At 70.5% G+C, this 15,341-nt stretch carries 16 protein-coding genes; 8 read left to right on the plus strand and 8 right to left on the minus strand.

Annotated features, from left to right (window positions below; genetic code table 11):
• Positions 1-91: 91 nt before the first annotated feature.
• On the plus strand, positions 92-1,018 hold the full coding sequence (locus NO998_RS13350; protein ID WP_267647743.1) for an ABC transporter permease: 927 nt from the start codon (positions 92-94) through the stop codon (positions 1,016-1,018).
• A 17-nt stretch (positions 1,019-1,035) separates the two neighbouring features.
• Here NO998_RS13350 and deoC read toward each other — a convergent pair whose 3' ends face one another.
• On the minus strand, positions 1,036-1,674 hold the full coding sequence (gene deoC, locus NO998_RS13355; protein WP_267647744.1) for a deoxyribose-phosphate aldolase: 639 nt from the start codon (positions 1,672-1,674) through the stop codon (positions 1,036-1,038).
• A 37-nt stretch (positions 1,675-1,711) separates the two neighbouring features.
• A complete protein-coding gene (locus tag NO998_RS13360) occupies positions 1,712-1,930 on the minus strand; it encodes a hypothetical protein (protein ID WP_267647746.1) in 219 nt (72 codons plus the stop codon).
• Positions 1,931-1,990: 60 nt separating this feature from the next.
• Between NO998_RS13360 and NO998_RS13365 the strand changes: the two genes are divergently transcribed.
• Positions 1,991-2,800, plus strand: coding sequence for a DUF63 family protein (locus NO998_RS13365; RefSeq protein ID WP_267647747.1), 810 nt, complete (start codon positions 1,991-1,993; stop codon positions 2,798-2,800).
• 15 nt (positions 2,801-2,815) lie between these two features.
• On the opposite strand, the gene NO998_RS13370 is transcribed toward NO998_RS13365, so the two are convergent.
• Positions 2,816-3,208, minus strand: a complete 393-nt coding sequence (locus NO998_RS13370) for a hypothetical protein (protein WP_267647748.1) — start codon at positions 3,206-3,208, stop codon at positions 2,816-2,818.
• Between the two features lie 83 nt (positions 3,209-3,291).
• Here NO998_RS13370 and NO998_RS13375 point away from each other — a divergent pair, with 83 nt between their 5' ends.
• Both NO998_RS13375 and NO998_RS13380 read left to right on the plus strand, forming a co-directional pair.
• Positions 3,292-4,017 (plus strand): guanosine phosphorylase, encoded by a 726-nt coding sequence (locus tag NO998_RS13375; protein ID WP_267647749.1) that lies wholly within the window; start codon positions 3,292-3,294, stop codon positions 4,015-4,017.
• A 2-nt stretch (positions 4,018-4,019) separates the two neighbouring features.
• Positions 4,020-5,486 (plus strand): universal stress protein, encoded by a 1,467-nt coding sequence (locus tag NO998_RS13380; protein ID WP_267647750.1) that lies wholly within the window; start codon positions 4,020-4,022, stop codon positions 5,484-5,486.
• Here the strand turns inward: NO998_RS13380 and NO998_RS13385 are convergent, their stop codons facing one another.
• Positions 5,487-6,629, minus strand: a complete 1,143-nt coding sequence (locus NO998_RS13385; protein WP_267647752.1) for an NAD-binding protein — start codon at positions 6,627-6,629, stop codon at positions 5,487-5,489.
• An 88-nt stretch (positions 6,630-6,717) separates the two neighbouring features.
• Here NO998_RS13385 and NO998_RS13390 point away from each other — a divergent pair, with 88 nt between their 5' ends.
• The 4 genes from NO998_RS13390 (at position 6,718) to NO998_RS13405 (ending at position 10,189) form a co-directional block, all read left to right on the plus strand.
• Positions 6,718-7,926: a potassium channel family protein gene (locus NO998_RS13390; protein ID WP_267647753.1), complete on the plus strand. Its 1,209-nt coding sequence runs from the start codon at positions 6,718-6,720 to the stop codon at positions 7,924-7,926.
• Positions 7,923-9,155 (plus strand): cation:proton antiporter regulatory subunit, encoded by a 1,233-nt coding sequence (locus NO998_RS13395; protein WP_267647754.1) that lies wholly within the window; start codon positions 7,923-7,925, stop codon positions 9,153-9,155. Before NO998_RS13390 ends, NO998_RS13395 begins: the two co-directional genes overlap by 4 nt.
• A 156-nt stretch (positions 9,156-9,311) precedes the next feature.
• Positions 9,312-9,884: a GNAT family N-acetyltransferase gene (locus NO998_RS13400; RefSeq protein ID WP_267647755.1), complete on the plus strand. Its 573-nt coding sequence runs from the start codon at positions 9,312-9,314 to the stop codon at positions 9,882-9,884.
• 41 nt (positions 9,885-9,925) lie between these two features.
• Positions 9,926-10,189 carry a ubiquitin-like small modifier protein 1 gene (locus NO998_RS13405; protein WP_267647756.1) on the plus strand — a complete coding sequence of 88 codons (264 nt, stop codon included), beginning with the start codon at positions 9,926-9,928 and terminating at the stop codon, positions 10,187-10,189.
• Here the strand turns inward: NO998_RS13405 and NO998_RS13410 are convergent, their stop codons facing one another.
• The 4 genes from NO998_RS13410 to NO998_RS13425 all read right to left on the minus strand — a co-directional run bounded on the left by NO998_RS13410 (position 10,190) and on the right by NO998_RS13425 (position 15,329).
• On the minus strand, positions 10,190-10,681 hold the full coding sequence (locus NO998_RS13410) for a ribbon-helix-helix domain-containing protein (RefSeq protein ID WP_267647757.1): 492 nt from the start codon (positions 10,679-10,681) through the stop codon (positions 10,190-10,192).
• A gap of 85 nt (positions 10,682-10,766) precedes the next feature.
• Positions 10,767-12,197: a beta propeller repeat protein gene (locus tag NO998_RS13415; RefSeq protein ID WP_267647759.1), complete on the minus strand. Its 1,431-nt coding sequence runs from the start codon at positions 12,195-12,197 to the stop codon at positions 10,767-10,769.
• Between the two features lie 78 nt (positions 12,198-12,275).
• Positions 12,276-13,544 (minus strand): cation:proton antiporter, encoded by a 1,269-nt coding sequence (locus tag NO998_RS13420; RefSeq protein ID WP_267647760.1) that lies wholly within the window; start codon positions 13,542-13,544, stop codon positions 12,276-12,278.
• Between the two features lie 36 nt (positions 13,545-13,580).
• Positions 13,581-15,329: a cbb3-type cytochrome c oxidase subunit I gene (locus NO998_RS13425; protein WP_267647761.1), complete on the minus strand. Its 1,749-nt coding sequence runs from the start codon at positions 15,327-15,329 to the stop codon at positions 13,581-13,583.
• Positions 15,330-15,341 lie beyond the last annotated feature (12 nt).

Below are 15,341 nucleotides of genomic sequence, written 5' to 3' on the forward strand. Positions count from 1 at the left end.
CTTGACGCCCGGCAACGTTTATCACGACTCGTCCACTGCCACTAGGCGTGTCCGTCCCCGAACGATCCCTCCACCACCCTCCTTCGGACAGATGAGCCTCCGCTCGCGCCTGGTCGCCCGCTTCGGCTTCGCCGTCGTCGCGGTGTACCTCGTGATCTCGCTGACGTTCCTCGTCGTGGTGTTCACCCCGGACACGAACCTCCGGGGGATGCTCGGCACCGCGCTCTGGTCCGGCGCCACCCCCGCCGAGATGGACCAGATGCGGGAGACGTATCTGGCCGCCCGCGGCCGGAACCAGCCGCTGCTGACGCGCTACCTCGACTGGCTGGTCAACGTCACGCTCTTTCGCTGGGGCCTCTCCGTCAGCATGGGTGAGCCGGTGACGCGGTTGGTCGCTGACGCCAGCCTCCGGACCGCGGCGTACCTCGTCCCCGGCGCGCTGGTCGCGTGGGTCTCCGGCATCGCCGCCGGCATCCGGTCGGCCCGGAACCGGGGCAGCCGCTTCGACCGGGTGGGTCGGGTCCTCACGTACGTCCTGTTCGGGCTGCCGGGGTTCTGGCTCGCGGCTGTCGCGCTCGTCGCCGTCGGCGGCGGTTCGGCGCTCCTCCGTGAAGTCGTCGTCCCCGCGGGCGTGGTCGCCGCGGCGCTGCTGGCGGGACAGGTCAGTCTGACCCGCTCGCGCAGCATCGACGAGTTCGACGCCGACTACGTGCGCTACCTCCGGGCGAAGGGGCTCTCAGAACGCGGGATCGACCGCCGGGTGCTCCGGAACGTGCTCGTGCCGGTGCTCTCGATGACCGCCGCCGAACTGTTCTCGATCCTCGTGCTCTCGGTCGTGGTGATCGAGGAACTGCTCGGCATCGACGGGGTCGGGTGGCTCACCTACCGTGCGGTCTCGGAGAACGACATCCCGCTGATCCTCGGGACGACGATGGTGCTGGTCGTCGTCGGCATCGGCGGCAGCATCGTCTGTGACCTCTCGAGTGCGTGGCTCGATCCGCGGTCGCGGGAGAGTTAGGGGACTCGGGCCAGCAGTTAGGCGTCGGGCGCGCCGCTCAGGATCTCGACGCCCGAACTCGCGCCGATCCGCTCGGCGCCGGCCTCGATCATCGCCATCGCGTCCTCGTAGCTCCCGACGCCGCCGGAGGCCTTCACCGGGAGGTACTCGCTCATCAGCTCCACGTCGGCGACTTCGGCGCCCCCGTCGGCGAACCCCGTCGAGGTTTTGACCATGTCCGCGCCCGCCGATTCGGCGGCCGCGCAGGCGGCGTGTTTCTCCTCGTCGGTGAGCAGGGCCGTCTCGATGATGACCTTCACCGGCAGGGGCGTGGCGGCGACGACGCCCGCCAAATCCTCCCCGACGGCGTCGATATCGCCCGCCTTGAGCCGGCCGACGTTGACGACAACGTCGAGTTCGTCGGCGCCCGCCTCGTCGGCGATGACCGCCTCCTCGCGCTTGGCGGCGGCGGCGTGCTGGCCGTGGGGGAACCCGATCACCGTCGCCAGCGTCACGTCGGGGGCGTACTCGGCGGCCTCGGCGACGTAGCACGGCGGGATGCAGGCGTTCATGCCGTGTTCGGCGGCCTCGTCGAGGACGCGTTCGGTGTCTCCGAGTGTCGTCTCCGGGCCGAGGACGGTGTGGTCGATGTGGGCGGCGAGGTCGTCTCGGTTCATAGCCCGGGCTGGGTGGGCCGGAGTGAAAACACCGCCGCTACGCGTCGTCGTCGCCCTCGTCGCCCCCATCACCCCGACGCCGTCGCCGATACTCCCAGCCTGCGACGGCGACGAGGGCGAGGAGCACCGGCGGGAGCACGACCCGCTGGACGGCCGCCTCGCTCACCTGTCCGGCGGTGACGAGGAGCGCGACGACACCCATCCCGGCGAACAGGAAGTACGCGACCGCGACGGCCGGACTCTCGAACCGCGCCATGGTCCGTGGGCGCCCGGCCGCTCCGTAAGCCTTTCCGCCTCACCGCCCCCCGCGGGTAGCATGGCGTTGCTCCCCGCCGGCTTCGCGCTGCCGCCGCTCCCGTACCTGCTCGCGCTCGTCCTCGCGGGCGGCGCCGTCGCCGTCGGCCTCCGTCGGCGAGACCCGGCGGTCACCGATCGGCTCGTGCTCGCGCTCGTCCCGTGGATGCTAGCGGGCGCGTGGCTCCACGTCCTCCACGTCGTCGGCGCCGTGCCGGCCGTCGTCGACCCGCTGCTCGGCACTCCCGCCGCGTACGTCACTACCGCCGTCCTCGCCGGCGCGGTCTGGCTCGCCGTCGCCGCGACGGGCCTGCCGACCGAGCGCACCTTCGCCGGCGCGGGCGCCGTCGTCGCCGCGGGGTCGCTCGCCGTCGGTCTCAGTTGGGGCCGCTCCGAGGGCGTCTTCGCCCCGGCGTGGCCCGCCGTCGCAGCCGTTCTCGGCGTTCTGCTCGGGCTGGCGGTCTGGGCCGGGGTGCGCCGTCAGTACCCCGAGGTCGCTGACACCGGCGCCGCGGGCGTGCTGGCGATCACCGCCCACAGCGTCGACGCCGTCTCGACGGCGGTCGGGATCGACCTGCTCGGGGCGACCGAGCGCACGCCGCTCTCGCGAGCGATCATCGAGATCGGCGCGGCGCTGCCGACCGCGGAGTTCGTCGGCGCGACGTGGCTGTTCGTCGTCGTGAAACTGGCTCTGGGCGCCGGGATCACGTGGCTGCTGGCCGAGTCGGTCCGCGCCTCCCCCCGCGAGGGTCGGCTGCTGCTCGCGTTCGTCGCCGCCGTCGGCCTCGGGCCGGGGGCACACAACCTCCTGCTGTTCACGATAACGGGCTGAGAAACGGCGAACCGCTCAGCGCCGGCGGCTCCGGCGCTTGCTGTACCACTCACGGTCCCGGCGCATCCGGCGCAGGCGCGCCCGGAGCCCCCCGTCGAACATCGCGTGGTCCGTGTCGTCGCTGAAGAACTGGTAGATCGTCAGCCCGAACACCGGCGCGGTGAGCGCGACGTTGAACGCGGTGAGCGCGAGGTACTGCTGGGTGACGAGGTCGACGAACAGCGCGATCGCCAGCAGTCGCAGGCCGGCGACGATCAACAGGCTCGCCAGCCGGTCGGCGAGGCGCTCGCCGACGCTCTCCCGGCCGGGTTTGCCCGAGTCGAACAGCAGCCGTTCGACCCGGTCCGGTAGCCGCGGCCGGAAGTACGCCCGCAGCGCGCGGGTCCGGCTCCGTTCGCGTCCCGACATGGCCCACGGAACGGAAGCGTCGCCCAAGAAAGCTGGGGCCCCCGGACCGCGGCGCTTTTGGCGTCGCCGCGGGCATCGGGAGTATGGCAAAGCAGCCCCACCTGCTCGTCGGCGAAGGCGACGTGAACGAGATCGCGCTCATCCCCGGCGACCCCGGCCGCGTCGACCGCATCGCCGCCCAGTGTGAGAACGTCGAGGAAGTCTCCCAGAACCGCGAGTACAAGGTCGTCAACGCGGAGTACGAGGGGACCGAGCTGACGATCTGTTCGACCGGGATCGGCTGCCCCTCCGCGGCCATCGCGATCGAGGAACTCCACAACGTCGGCGTCGAGACGGTGCTGCGCGTGGGGACGACGGGCGCGCTGCAGGAGGACATCGAGATCGGCGACATGGTCGTCGCCACCGGCGCCGCCAAGGAGGAGGGCACGAGCAAGCGCTACGAGTCCGCGACCTACCCCGCCGTCCCCGACTTCGACGTGCTCTCGAACCTCGTCGACGCCTCCGAGGCCAACGACGAGGACGTCCACGTCGGCCCCATCGTCTCCGACGACGCGTTCTACAACGAGAGCGAGGAGTTCGTCGCCGACTGGGAGGCGGCCGGCCTGCTCTGTATCGAGATGGAGGCCGCCGCCGTCTTCTCGCTGGCCCGCCGCCGCGGGATGGCCGCCGGCGCCATCTGTACCGTCGACGGCAACCTCGTGAAGGGTACCCAGAAGGGCGCGACCGACGACGAGGAACTGCCCGAGAAGGCCAAGAACAACGTCGAGCGCGCCATCAGTATCGCCCTCGACGCCGTCGCCACGCTCTGAGGATGCGGTTGCGGGAGGGACTCCAGTCGATCCACCGACGGGGTCGGGCACTCACGCGTCGCAAGCGTCGTGCGTGCCTGCGCTGGGCCGAGAACACAGACAACCTCGTCCACCTCTCGGTGCTGGTGTTCGTCCCGCTGCTGATCGCGCTGGTGACGCTGCTGTCCAACGCCGTCGAGGCGCTGCCGTACCTCCTGTTCCCGCCGCTGGCTTCGGGGGCCTACACCCTGTTCGTCCGTCCGGAGAGCCCCTACGCCTCCCCGCGGCGCTTCGTCGGCGGGATTACCATCGGCGCGCTCTGTGGCTGGGTCGCGTTCGCCGTCACCGGCCTGCTCCCGGCGGCCCCCGGTATCGGCGTGCGCCCCGGTGCCGCCGCCGGATCGCTCGCGCTCACCGCGCTGGCCACGTGGGTTCTCGATCTGGAGGAGCCGTCGGCGTTCTCCTCGGCGCTGTTGGTGCTGGTCGTGGATATGGGCACCGGCCAGTTGGTGCTCGGCCCGCTGGCGGGCGTGAGCGTCGCCGTCTCCCCCCGGACGGCGTACGTCCTGAGCGTCCTGCTCTCGACGACGCTCGTCGCGGGCGTCTTCTTCGTCTGGCACGAGGGGTTCTACGAGCGCCGGGCCACCTACCTCTACGGCACCACCCACGGCGACGACCACGTGCTCGTCCCGATGCGTGGCGAGAGCGCCACGGAGACTGCGGCCGTCGCGGCACGTATCGCCGGCGCCCACGAGGCCGGCAAAGTGGTCCTACTCGACGTGTTGACCGACATCGACGCCGACGCGCTCGCGGCCCACCGCGGGGACGTGGCCCCCGAGGCCGTCGACGAGGGTGACGCGGAACGAGTGCGGGAAGCCGTCGAGCGGCTGAACGACGTGGCCGCGACGATACACGACGACACCGGCGTCCCCTGTGAGGTCGTCGTCGCCGAGGGGGACCCGGCGGCGACGGCGTTCGACACCGCCCGCCGTGCGAACTGTGACCTGATCGTGACGCCCTACGAGACCGAGGACGGCGGGCTCTCCCCGCACGTCAACCGCATCCTCTCGGGGTCGCTCGACGCCGTCGCCCACCGCTCGACGGGTACGACCGACTGGCGGCGCGTGTTGGTCCCCGTCGCTCGCCCGGGCGACACCGCCCACGCGATGGTGGACTTCGCCACCCGTATCGCCGGCGACGACGGTCGCGTGAGCGTCTGTACCTGCATCGATAGCGAGACAGCACGGCGTGACGCAGAACACCGACTGGCGAACGTCGTCGAGACGTTCGACGCGCCGGTCGAGACACGCGTGGCTCGCGCGTCGATCACGGAGTACATCGAGGAGAACGCCCGCGCCTACGACCTCGTGATGCTCGGCTCTTCGGGCGACCGCTCGACGGCCTCGCGACTGATCTCGCCGCCGACGTTCGAGCGACTGCAGGACGTGGACTGCGACGTGGCCGTCGTCGACAGCCGACCCGAGCGGTGACTACTCCCCGAGCAGGTCGCTGGCTTCCCGCTCGCCGTCGCCCCGGCCGAGCGCCGACTCGACGAGCAGGTGGCCGCCGATGGCGGCGGGACTGATCACGGTGTCGGCGCCGGCGCGTTTGAGTTTGCTCACGTTCTCGCGCTGGGTGACCCCGGCGGCGATGTGGAGGTCGGGGTTGAGTTCCCGCGCGGTGAGGATCGCCAGCGCGTCGTCGGCGTCGTTCTGGGTCGCCGCGATGGCGGCCTGCGCCCGGTCGATCCCGGCGCTCCGCAGCGGGTCCTCGTCGCTGGGGTCGGCGGTCAACACGTGTACGTCGTGGTTCGTCAGCCGCCGGGTCGCCGTCTCGTCGTCCGTGATGACGACGAACGCCGCCTGTGTCTCTAACTCCTCGAGGATCGGTTCGGTCAGGTCGCCGTAGCCGAGAACCAACACGTGGTTCTCGAGCGTGTCTAACTGTTGTTCGGTCATGCGTCCGAGTGCTGCGGAGAACCGCGCTTCGATCATCGGCGTGAGCACGACACCCAGCGCCACCGCGAAGGAGGCCACCGAGAGCAGGATCGCCGACATGGCGAACAGCCGCGCCTGCTCGGTCTGGGCGTAGATGTCGCCGTAGCCGACCGTACTGCCGGTGACGAGCGTGTAGTAGAACGCGTCGGTGAGGCTATCGACGCCCTGGAACTCCTCACGGAGCGCGTACGTCCCGGCGGTGCCGTAGGCCTGTGCGGCCACCAACGACGCCGTCGCGGCGATCTGTGTGGTCGTCAGGTCGAGGTCGTTGTCGAACGTGCGGCGGTTGAGGGCGACGACCGGCAGCGAGACCAGCGACAGCACGACAAGCGGGTAGGAGTACTCGCTGGCCTGCAGCAGCCCTTGGACCGCCGTTAGGGGCAGCATCGTCACCGTCAGGTACCAGCCCGCCCGGTAGCGACTCCGGAGCATGAACGCCCCGGCGAGGGTCAGAAAGCCCGTCAGCGCGCCCGTGAAGCCGACGGTCTGTCGGACCATCGGGGGCACGAACTCGGCGAGCGGACCGGCGGCCGTCGTCGAGATGTTGAGGATACCGGTCCCGACGGACATCGCGGCGACGGCGAACGTCAGCGCGATGGAGGCGCGAACGCCCACCCAGTCGCGGTCCCACTCCATACCTACGGACAGGGGGCGGCGGGGTTAAAGGCCCAACCGATCCGGCAGTCGTCGGTACGTCTATGTCCCTGCCCGCGCTGCATCGCCTATGACCCCGGTACCGCTCCAGATCCTGCTCGGACTCTACCTCGGGCTGGTGACGGGCATCGTCCCCGCGCTGGTCGCGTGGGGGCTCGGCTTCACGTTCAAGTACTTCACCAGCGTCTCCATCCCCGGGTTCGGTGTCGTCGTGCTCGCGCTGGCCATCGCCGGCGTCAACGGGGGCCTGCTGGCGCTGAACGACAAGGCGATCACCGGCGGCGCCGACGGCATTGCCGTCCTCGTCGCCATCATCGTCGTGTTGATGCTGTCGCTGTACGCCCACGCGAAAGGCGACCAGATGGGGGCAGCGACGCCCAAACGGCTCACGTTGAAGCGACTCGCCGACCGGACGCTCTCGGCCGACGTGGTCGAGTTCGTCGGCAGCCGCGGGCAGGTGCGACTGAAGATCACGGGCGAGGTGGCCGACATGGAGGGCTACCCGCCGCTGCCGGCCGAACTCCGGACGGCCATCCGCGAAGCCGACGTCGCCCTCCCCGCTGACCTCCCAATCTCCGAACTCGAACGCCGTGCGGCCGACCAGCTCCGGACCGACTTCGACCTCGCGGACGTCTCGGTGAGCCTCGACGAGCGCGGCCACGCGACCGTCGCCGCGGCGCCGCCGACTGCCGGCCTCTCGAAGCGCGTGCCCACCGGCAAACGGGCCGTCTCGCTGACGACGTTGGTGCCGACCGGGCTCGCCGCCGGCGACGAGGTGCAGGTTCGGACGCCTGACCGCCGCCACGACGGGACCGTCGTGAGTGTCGCCGCCGGCAAGCCGGCGCTGGCGACCGACGGCGGGAGCGACGCCGAGCCGTCGACGCCGACGGCGCCGGCGGCCAAGACGGCGACCGGCGGGCGTGACCGTGTCACCGTCGCCGTGGGCCGCGAGGCCGCACGGGACCTCGTCGGGGCCGAGGTGACCGGGCTGAGGGTTCGCTCCCGCGGCGAGCGACAGGAGTTCGAACTGCTGTCGCTGCTGCGACGCTCGGGCAAGCGGCTCCGTCGCGTGACGGCCCGGTCCGACGGCGTCCTCGACGGCGCCAGCCTCGCCGAAGCGAGTGTCCACTCCACCTACGGCGTCGTCGTGCTCGCCGCTCGGACCGACGACGGCTGGGCGTTCGCGCCCAGTGGCTCGCACGTCCCCCACGCCGGGGACGAACTGTTCGTCGTCGGGACGCTGGCTGACCTCGACGCGTTCGCGGCGGTGGCGGCATGATCCTCCAGTCGCTGCTGGGGCCGGTGGATCCCGCCTCGGCACTCACCGGACTGATCGGGCTCTCGGTGCTCTCCTTTTTCGTCTCGGGAGTGCTGTCGGCCGCCTACCGGTGGTACTTCCGGGAGCCGATCCCCCGTGGCTTGGCGGCGCTGTTCGGCGTCGGGGCCGTCGCGCTCTACCTCAACACGGTCGGCCTGCTGGGGCGCGTCATCGGCACGCCGGGCGGCGACCCCTTCGACGCGGCCGGTATCGGGATCAACCTCCTCACGCTGTTCGGGGCGTTCGTCGCCACCGTCCCCGGCCGGCGGGTCGGCGATGGGCTCCGGTCGGAGTTCACGGCCGCCGCGGGTGCCCGTGAGCTCAACGCCGGCGTGAGCCGAGCGCTTCGAGGTGTCGCCCGGCTCTCAGCGGTCGAACTGCCCGCCGCCGAGGACATCGAGGACATGCCCAGCCACGACCCCGTTCCGGAGGCGGTGAAAGCGGAACTCGGGGGGAAGACGCTGCTGTTCCCCCGCGCGAACGCGGACTCGATCCACGACCGGCTGACGACCCGGCTGAAGGAGGACTACAACGTGGGCTACGTCGACGCCGAGATCGACGCCGACGGGACGGTGACGTTCCTCGCGCTCGGGTCGCGGCTGGCAGGCATCGGCCCGACGCTCGGGCCGGGGACCTGCGCTGTCGCCGTCGAGGCCGACCCCGCGAGTGACGCCGGCCCGGGCGACGTGGTGCAGGTGTGGACCGTCCCCGAGGCTGCCCCGATCATCCCCGAGGCCGCGGAGCCGCCGGAAGCGGTCCCCGATGGCGCTTCCGAAGCCGAGCAGCCACGCCGCGTCACGACGGCCGAACTCCGTGCGACGGCCGGCGAGACGGTCACGCTGGTCGTCGACGAGAACGACGCCGACGCGCTCTCGCCGGACCGACGCTACCGACTGCTGACCCTGCCGGTCGCCGCCGGAACCGACCGGGAGTTCGCCTCGCTGCTGCGCGCGGCCGACGAGACGCTGGGCGTGGTCGAACTCCCCGAGGGGAGCCCTCTCGCCGGCGTCACCCTCGCGGACCTCGACGCGACCGTCGTGGCGGTCCGGGACCCCGGCGGCGCACTCGATTCGCTGCCCGCCGGCGAGCGGGCTCTCGCCGTCGGCGACGCCGTCTACGCCATCGGTCGGCCCGACGTGCTCCGGTCGCTCGAGGAGCGCGCCCGGCCGGCTGATGCCGGGAGTTCATAACGGACGTTTTTGACGTATTCGCCCCCGAGGGGCTCTCTCACGGTCGTTCATGTCCTTTCTATCAATATTCTTAACTGTGTCCGGTCCGTCGGCTCAGTCGAGGAGAGACGACAGCCGACCGGTCGCGCCGACCGGACCGGCGGACTCACACACCACATGGCCACGAACACCGACGCCGTCGTCCCGCGCATCGTCGACGGCCTCCGAACGATCGCCTCGCGCTTCCGCCCACGACCGATCACCCCCACGACGCCGCCGGAAACGGTCGTCGACGACGAGGGCCGGGAGGTCCGGCTCCGCGCGTACGCCGACGACGCCGACGACTTCGCGGCGCTGGTCGAGATGTACGACACGTTCGACGGGTCCCAGCGGGCACAGGGGACACCTCCACGAACCACTGAGGGGATCCGGGCGTGGCTCGACGACATCCTCGGCGGCCCGAACGTCGTCGCGGTCCACGAGGGGCGCGTGGTCGGTCACGTCAGTTTCGTCCCGGACGGCACCGGTCGCCACGAACTCGCCATCTTCGTCCACCAGTCGTTCCAGCGGGCGGGGATCGGTAGCCGCCTGCTCGGTGCGGGGCTGGGTCACGCCCGCGAGGCGGGCGTGGGCTACGTCTGGCTCTCCGTCGAGAAGGGGAAACGTCACCTCCAGCCGTTCTACGGTCGAGCGGGGTTCTCGACGGTGAACCCGATGGGGATGACCTCGCGGATGTCCCGGACGCTGTAGGGAGCGCAACGCTCTTTGACCGGCGACGCCGACTCCGGGCCATGCAGTGGAAGCTCTTCGCTGATCTCGCGGAAGCCGCCGGTGAGCGGACCGTCTCGCTCGACGAGGACGGGACCGCGACCGTCGGCGACGCTCTCGAGGCGCTGTTCGCCGAGAAGCCGGCGCTCCGGGACCGTGCCCTCGACGAGGACGGGAACCTCCGCGAGGACGTGAACCTCCTGAAAAACGGCGAGAGCGTCGACCAAGGGGCCGGCGTCGAGGCCGGCGACGAACTCGCGCTGTTCCCGCCCGTCAGCGGCGGGTAGCTACGTCGCCGCGGCGCGTTCGACGGCGGTGGCGTCGCGCATCACCGAACTCAGCTTCGTGACGATATCGGCCTCCGACACCGCGGGGGACTCCGCGACGAACTCGTACTCGTCGCCGTCGTCCTCCGATGCAACCGTGTCGCCCTCGCTCTCCACGTCGACGGCACCGACCATCCCGCCGTCGGCGGCCGCCTTCACCGTCGCCGTATCGCCTTCGACGCTGGCCTCGGCGACTTCCTGCAAGCTGCCGGGGCCGTCGTCCGTTGCCGGCTCCGCCTCCCGTCCGCGTCCCCGGTCGAACGACGGCCACACGTCCTCACGTTCGCACTTGATCAGGAGCCGTGCGCCCGCCCGGATGAACGCCGACCGGTTCGGGTACTTCCCCTCGTCGACCAGTTCGTCGATGTCCTCGGTGGTCGACCGCGGGAGTCTGACCGTCTCCCGGTCGCGCAGCGCCTCGTCCCGCGGGTCCGGGATGGCGGCGCGCGTCATCGGTTCCCCCCGTGGGCCGAGTGGGTGGCTCGTCCCGTCATACGCGCTGCTACTCCAGCATCGACTGTAAAAACAGGGGGGTGGGTCACCAGAAGGGCTCGTCCCCGTCGTCTCCCCCCTGGTCGCTCTTCTCGGCGCTGACGGTCGTCTCCCGGCGTTCCCGCCGGCGCTCCCGACGCTTCCGTGAGCGCTCGGCCGGGCGCTCCTCCGCCGACCGGTCGCTCCCGTGGCGTTCGCGCTGGCGCTTCTCGCGTTGTTTCCGCCGGCGTTCCCGGCGCTTTCGGGACCGCTCGGCCGGCCGTTCGTCCCCGGTCTGCCCGCTCGACCGCTCGCCCGTTCGCTGTTCGCGCTGCCTGCGGCGACGTTCGCGCCGCCGCTTCGAGCGCTCGGCCGGGCGCTCGGGTTCGTCCTCGAACTGGCTCGCGCCGTCGCTGTGGTGGCGCTCGACGATGGTCCCGGCGGCGCCGACGGCGATGTCGAACCGCGGGCCGAAGGCGATCCCGTAGAGGTCCTCGGCGACTTCCGTGGGTCGCTCGCTCCAGCCGACCATCGCCTCGGGTTCGAAGACCCGGCCGTCGGCGCTGGCGGCGCCGCGCCGGCCCTCGTGCTGATCGATCGAATAGATCGTGCCGTCGCCGGCCCGGATCGGCGTCCAGTTGTCCGCGAACCGGTCGAACCGGTAGAGGACCCCGTCGTCGCCGGCGATCAGGAGGTGGCCATCGTCACAGTCGATGTCGTGGAAGTTCACCTGCGCGTTCCGGACGCCGATGGTCTCCCAGTCGCCGTCACCGGACTGCGTCCGGTTGCCAGAGGAGCTTCGCTCCTCGGCGTCCCGTTCCTGCTGGTAGGCTTTCCCGGTCGTGTCGGCGGCGTAGGCCGTCCCGTCGCTGTCGAAGTCGATGCCGGGCATCGTCGACCCGCGGCCGGGCTTGCGCACGGCCCCCCAATCGGGGAAGCCGTGCTCGTCCATCTCGGCGTCCAGCAGTTCGCCGGAGCCGTTCGCGTAGATGACGCGCTCCTCGCCCTTCTCGCCGGTGACGGCGATGGACTCCCACGTCGAGGTCTTCTCCATCGGCGCCGAGAAGTCGTACTTCCGGCCGGTCTTCACGTCGAAGGCGCCGATGATCCCCGAGTCGCCGACGAACCAGAAGCGCTCGCCGTCGTCGGTCACGTCCACGTCGTGGATGTCGTTGAACGTCACCGAGGGGCCGGCCTCGATGATGACCCGCCACGCCCCCGTCTCGGGGTCGCGGTGGAGTACCTTCCCGTCGCCGCCGGCGGCGACCGGGCCGGCGGCGGTGAAACAGACGTTGAACAGCGAGACCGACACGTCGGTGTCGACGGCCCGCCAGCCGTCGGCGCCGACGCGTTCGCGCTCGCCCTCTTCCTCGATCCCGTCGGGGTCGTCCTGCGGCGTCCGGCGGTGCCGCTCGATCGGCTCGACTCCCCCGTCGTCGCCGTCGTCGTCGGGCGACAGCGCCGCGCTGTGGCCCCCGGTGGTTGGTTCCTGACTCATGGGTCCCCCGTGGTGTCCGCCCGCACTCCTCGGAGCCAACACAAGCGACGCTTGAAACGCTTGGCCCCGTCCCATCCCTCAGTCGTCGTTGCGCTCGCTGATCGGCCGGGGCTCCGCGGCCTCGAACGTCGGGGGGAACGCCGCCGGCTCGCCGGCGTCGGGCCAGACGGCGTCGATGATCCGGTCGGCGTGCTGCATCAACAGCGTGCCGACGACGCTCATGACGAGGACGTAGCCGACCGCGAACTCGGGGATCACCGCCCCGAGCGCGCCGCCGCCGGCGCTCGCCGCCAGCGCCGCGATCACCAGCGAGAACTCCCCGCGCGGGACGATGCCGAAGCCGACCCGGAGGGACTGCGTGTCGGTCAGCCCGTACGCCCAGCCCGAGAGCACCCCCGAGAGTACCCCGGCGGCGACGGTCACGGGCAGCGAGGCCAGCACCAGCCGCCACTGGGCGACCACGCTGTCGATACCGACCGAGAGCCCGATCGAGAAGAAAAACACCGCCACGAACAGGTCCCGAACCGGCTTGATCAGCCGCTCGATACGGTCCTCGTGGCGCGTCAGACCGATCGCCCCGCCGACGATCAGCGCCGTCACCTCGGGACTCACGTCGAGGAGGTGGGCCGCCCCCGCCAGCCCCGTCGTCGCGCCGACGATCCGGAGCAGGAACAGTTCGTCGGACTCGGCGTCGAACAGCGTCTCCAGCCAGTCCGAGAACCACCAGCCCATCGCCCCGATAGCGCCGAGGAACAGGAAGCCGGTCCCGAGGTTGACGGCGACGTTGCCGGTCTCGCCGGTGCCGAGCACCACCGCGCTCAACAGCGTGAGGTAGGCCGCCATCGCCAGGTCCTCGAACACGAGGATCCCTGTGATGGGTTCGGACTCCTCCTTGAGGGCCCACCCAGTCTCCATCAGGGACTTGGTGATCACCGCCGAGGAGGAGATGTAGATGATGCCGGCGACGAACAGGCTCTCGATCGCCGAGAACCCGAAGACGATGCCGACCGCCAGCCCCGCCCCGAACGTCACCAGCAGGTCGAGCGTGCCGACCGCGAGGATCCGGCGGGGCCGCGAGAGCATCGCCTCCACGTCGACGTGCAACCCGAGGAAGAACAGCAGGACGACGATCCCCAACTCCGAGAACACGTCGATGAACTCCGTCGACTGAACGATCCCCGTCGTGATCGGGCCGATGGAGTTCGGAATCCCCGGCCCCAGCAGCACGCCGACGAGGATGTACGCCGGGATCACCGACTGGCCGAGTCGGCGGGCCAGCGCCCCCGCCAGCGCCACCGCGAGGAAGATGATCCCGACCAGCAACATCAGCGGCAGGCCCTCAACCACGCTACGCTCCCCCCGTTGGCGTCTCTACGTTCATGATCAGTCCTCGTGTGTCGGGTGTCGCACGCGCGTCTCGCGGTCGCCGCCGTTCCACAGCGGCAGGTCGTCACGGTTCTCACGGAACCAGTCCCACTCGGTGGTGTCGAGGCCGGTGTCCCGCAGGTTCCACGGGTCGTCGCCCTCGACGGGGTCGCCCTTCCGGACCGAGCGGAGCATGTTCCAGACCCAGAGCAGTTGGGCCATCCCGATGACGTAGGCGGCGATGGTGATCCACTGGTGCCACGGCGAGTACCGCGGGAAGTACGTCGCCGTCCGTCGGGGCACGCCCTCGATCCCGAGTACGAACATCAGACAGAACGCTACCACGGTGCCGGCCATCGTGAGCCAGAAGTGCAGGTGCGCGAGGTCGCGGTTGTACATCCGGCCGGTCAGCAGCGGGTACCAGTAGTACGACGCCGCGAAGGCCGCAAACACCGTCAGCCCCATCAGCATCAGGTGGAAGTGGCCGACGACGTAGTAGGTGCCGTGGTACACCTGATCGACGGGGATCGCGCCGAGGAAGACGCCGGTGACGCCGCCGACGATGAAGCAGGCGATGGCGCCGAGACAGAACAGCATCGGCGCGTTGAGCCTGATCCGGCCGTTCCAGATCGTGGCGATCCAGTTGAACGTCTTCACCGCGCTCGGGACCGCGATCGCGAGGGTGACGGCCATGAACGACGCCTGTAGCCGCGGGTCGATCCCCGTCGCGAACATGTGGTGGGCCCAGACCCCGAAGGAGAGCACGCCGATGGCCAGCGTCGAGTAGACGACGTACCGGAAGCCGAACAGTTTCCGCCCGGCGAAGCGCGGGATCACGTGGCTCATCACGCCCATCGGCGGCAGGATCAGGATGTACACCTCCGGGTGACCGAAGAACCAGAAGAGGTGCTGAAAGAGGATCGCACCGTCCCCGCCCACGAAGAAGGCCGTGTCGAAGTTCCGGTCTGCGAGCAACATCAGGAGCGTGCTCCCGAGGACGGGGAACGCGAACAGGGCGATCCCGGCGGTCGTGAGGATCGTCCACGTGAAGATGCCCAGTCGCCCCCACGTCACGTCCGGCGCGCGGTACTCGACGATGGTGACGATGAAGTTGATCGCGGCGGCGATGGTCGAGATACCGGTCAGGTGCAGCCCCAACAACAGCAGGTCCACCTCGCGGTTGCGCATCGCGATGGTCAGCGGGGTGTAGAGCGTCCAGCCCATCGCTGCCGGGTGGACGAGGTCCTGATAGCCCAGAAAGCCCATCAGCAGGTCGCCGACGACGCCCGCCCGGATCAGCAGCGCGCCGGGGATCAGTATCCAGAACGCGAAGGCGTTGATCCGCGGGAACGCCATGTCGTCGGCGCCGATGAGTGCGGGGACGAGGATGTTGCCGACGCCGAACATCGCCGGCGTCGCAAAGAGGAACAGCATCGTGATCCCGTGGGTGGTAAACAGCGCGTTGTACGTCTGTGCGGTCCAGATTTCGGTGCCGGAGGTGATCAGCTCCGTCCGGAGCATCATCGCGTCGAGTCCCCCGAGCAGCGCCGCCCCCGTGGCGAACACGAGGTACAGCACGCCGATGTCGGCGTGGTCGACGGTCGTGAGCCAGTGGGTGATCCCCGAGAGCGTGTCGCGTTCGTGCTCGGGTTTCTCTCGGTCGCCCAACCGCTGGTCGTCGTCCTCGACGGCCGCCCGCCCGCGCCGAACCGTGCGGTAGCCGCGCCGGAGCCAGCGCCGTATGGACCGCCCGATTGGACCGCTCATGGGTGTGCGTCC

The organism is Halolamina litorea (assembly GCF_026616205.1).
Taxonomy (GTDB): Archaea; Halobacteriota; Halobacteria; order Halobacteriales; family Haloferacaceae; genus Halolamina; species Halolamina litorea.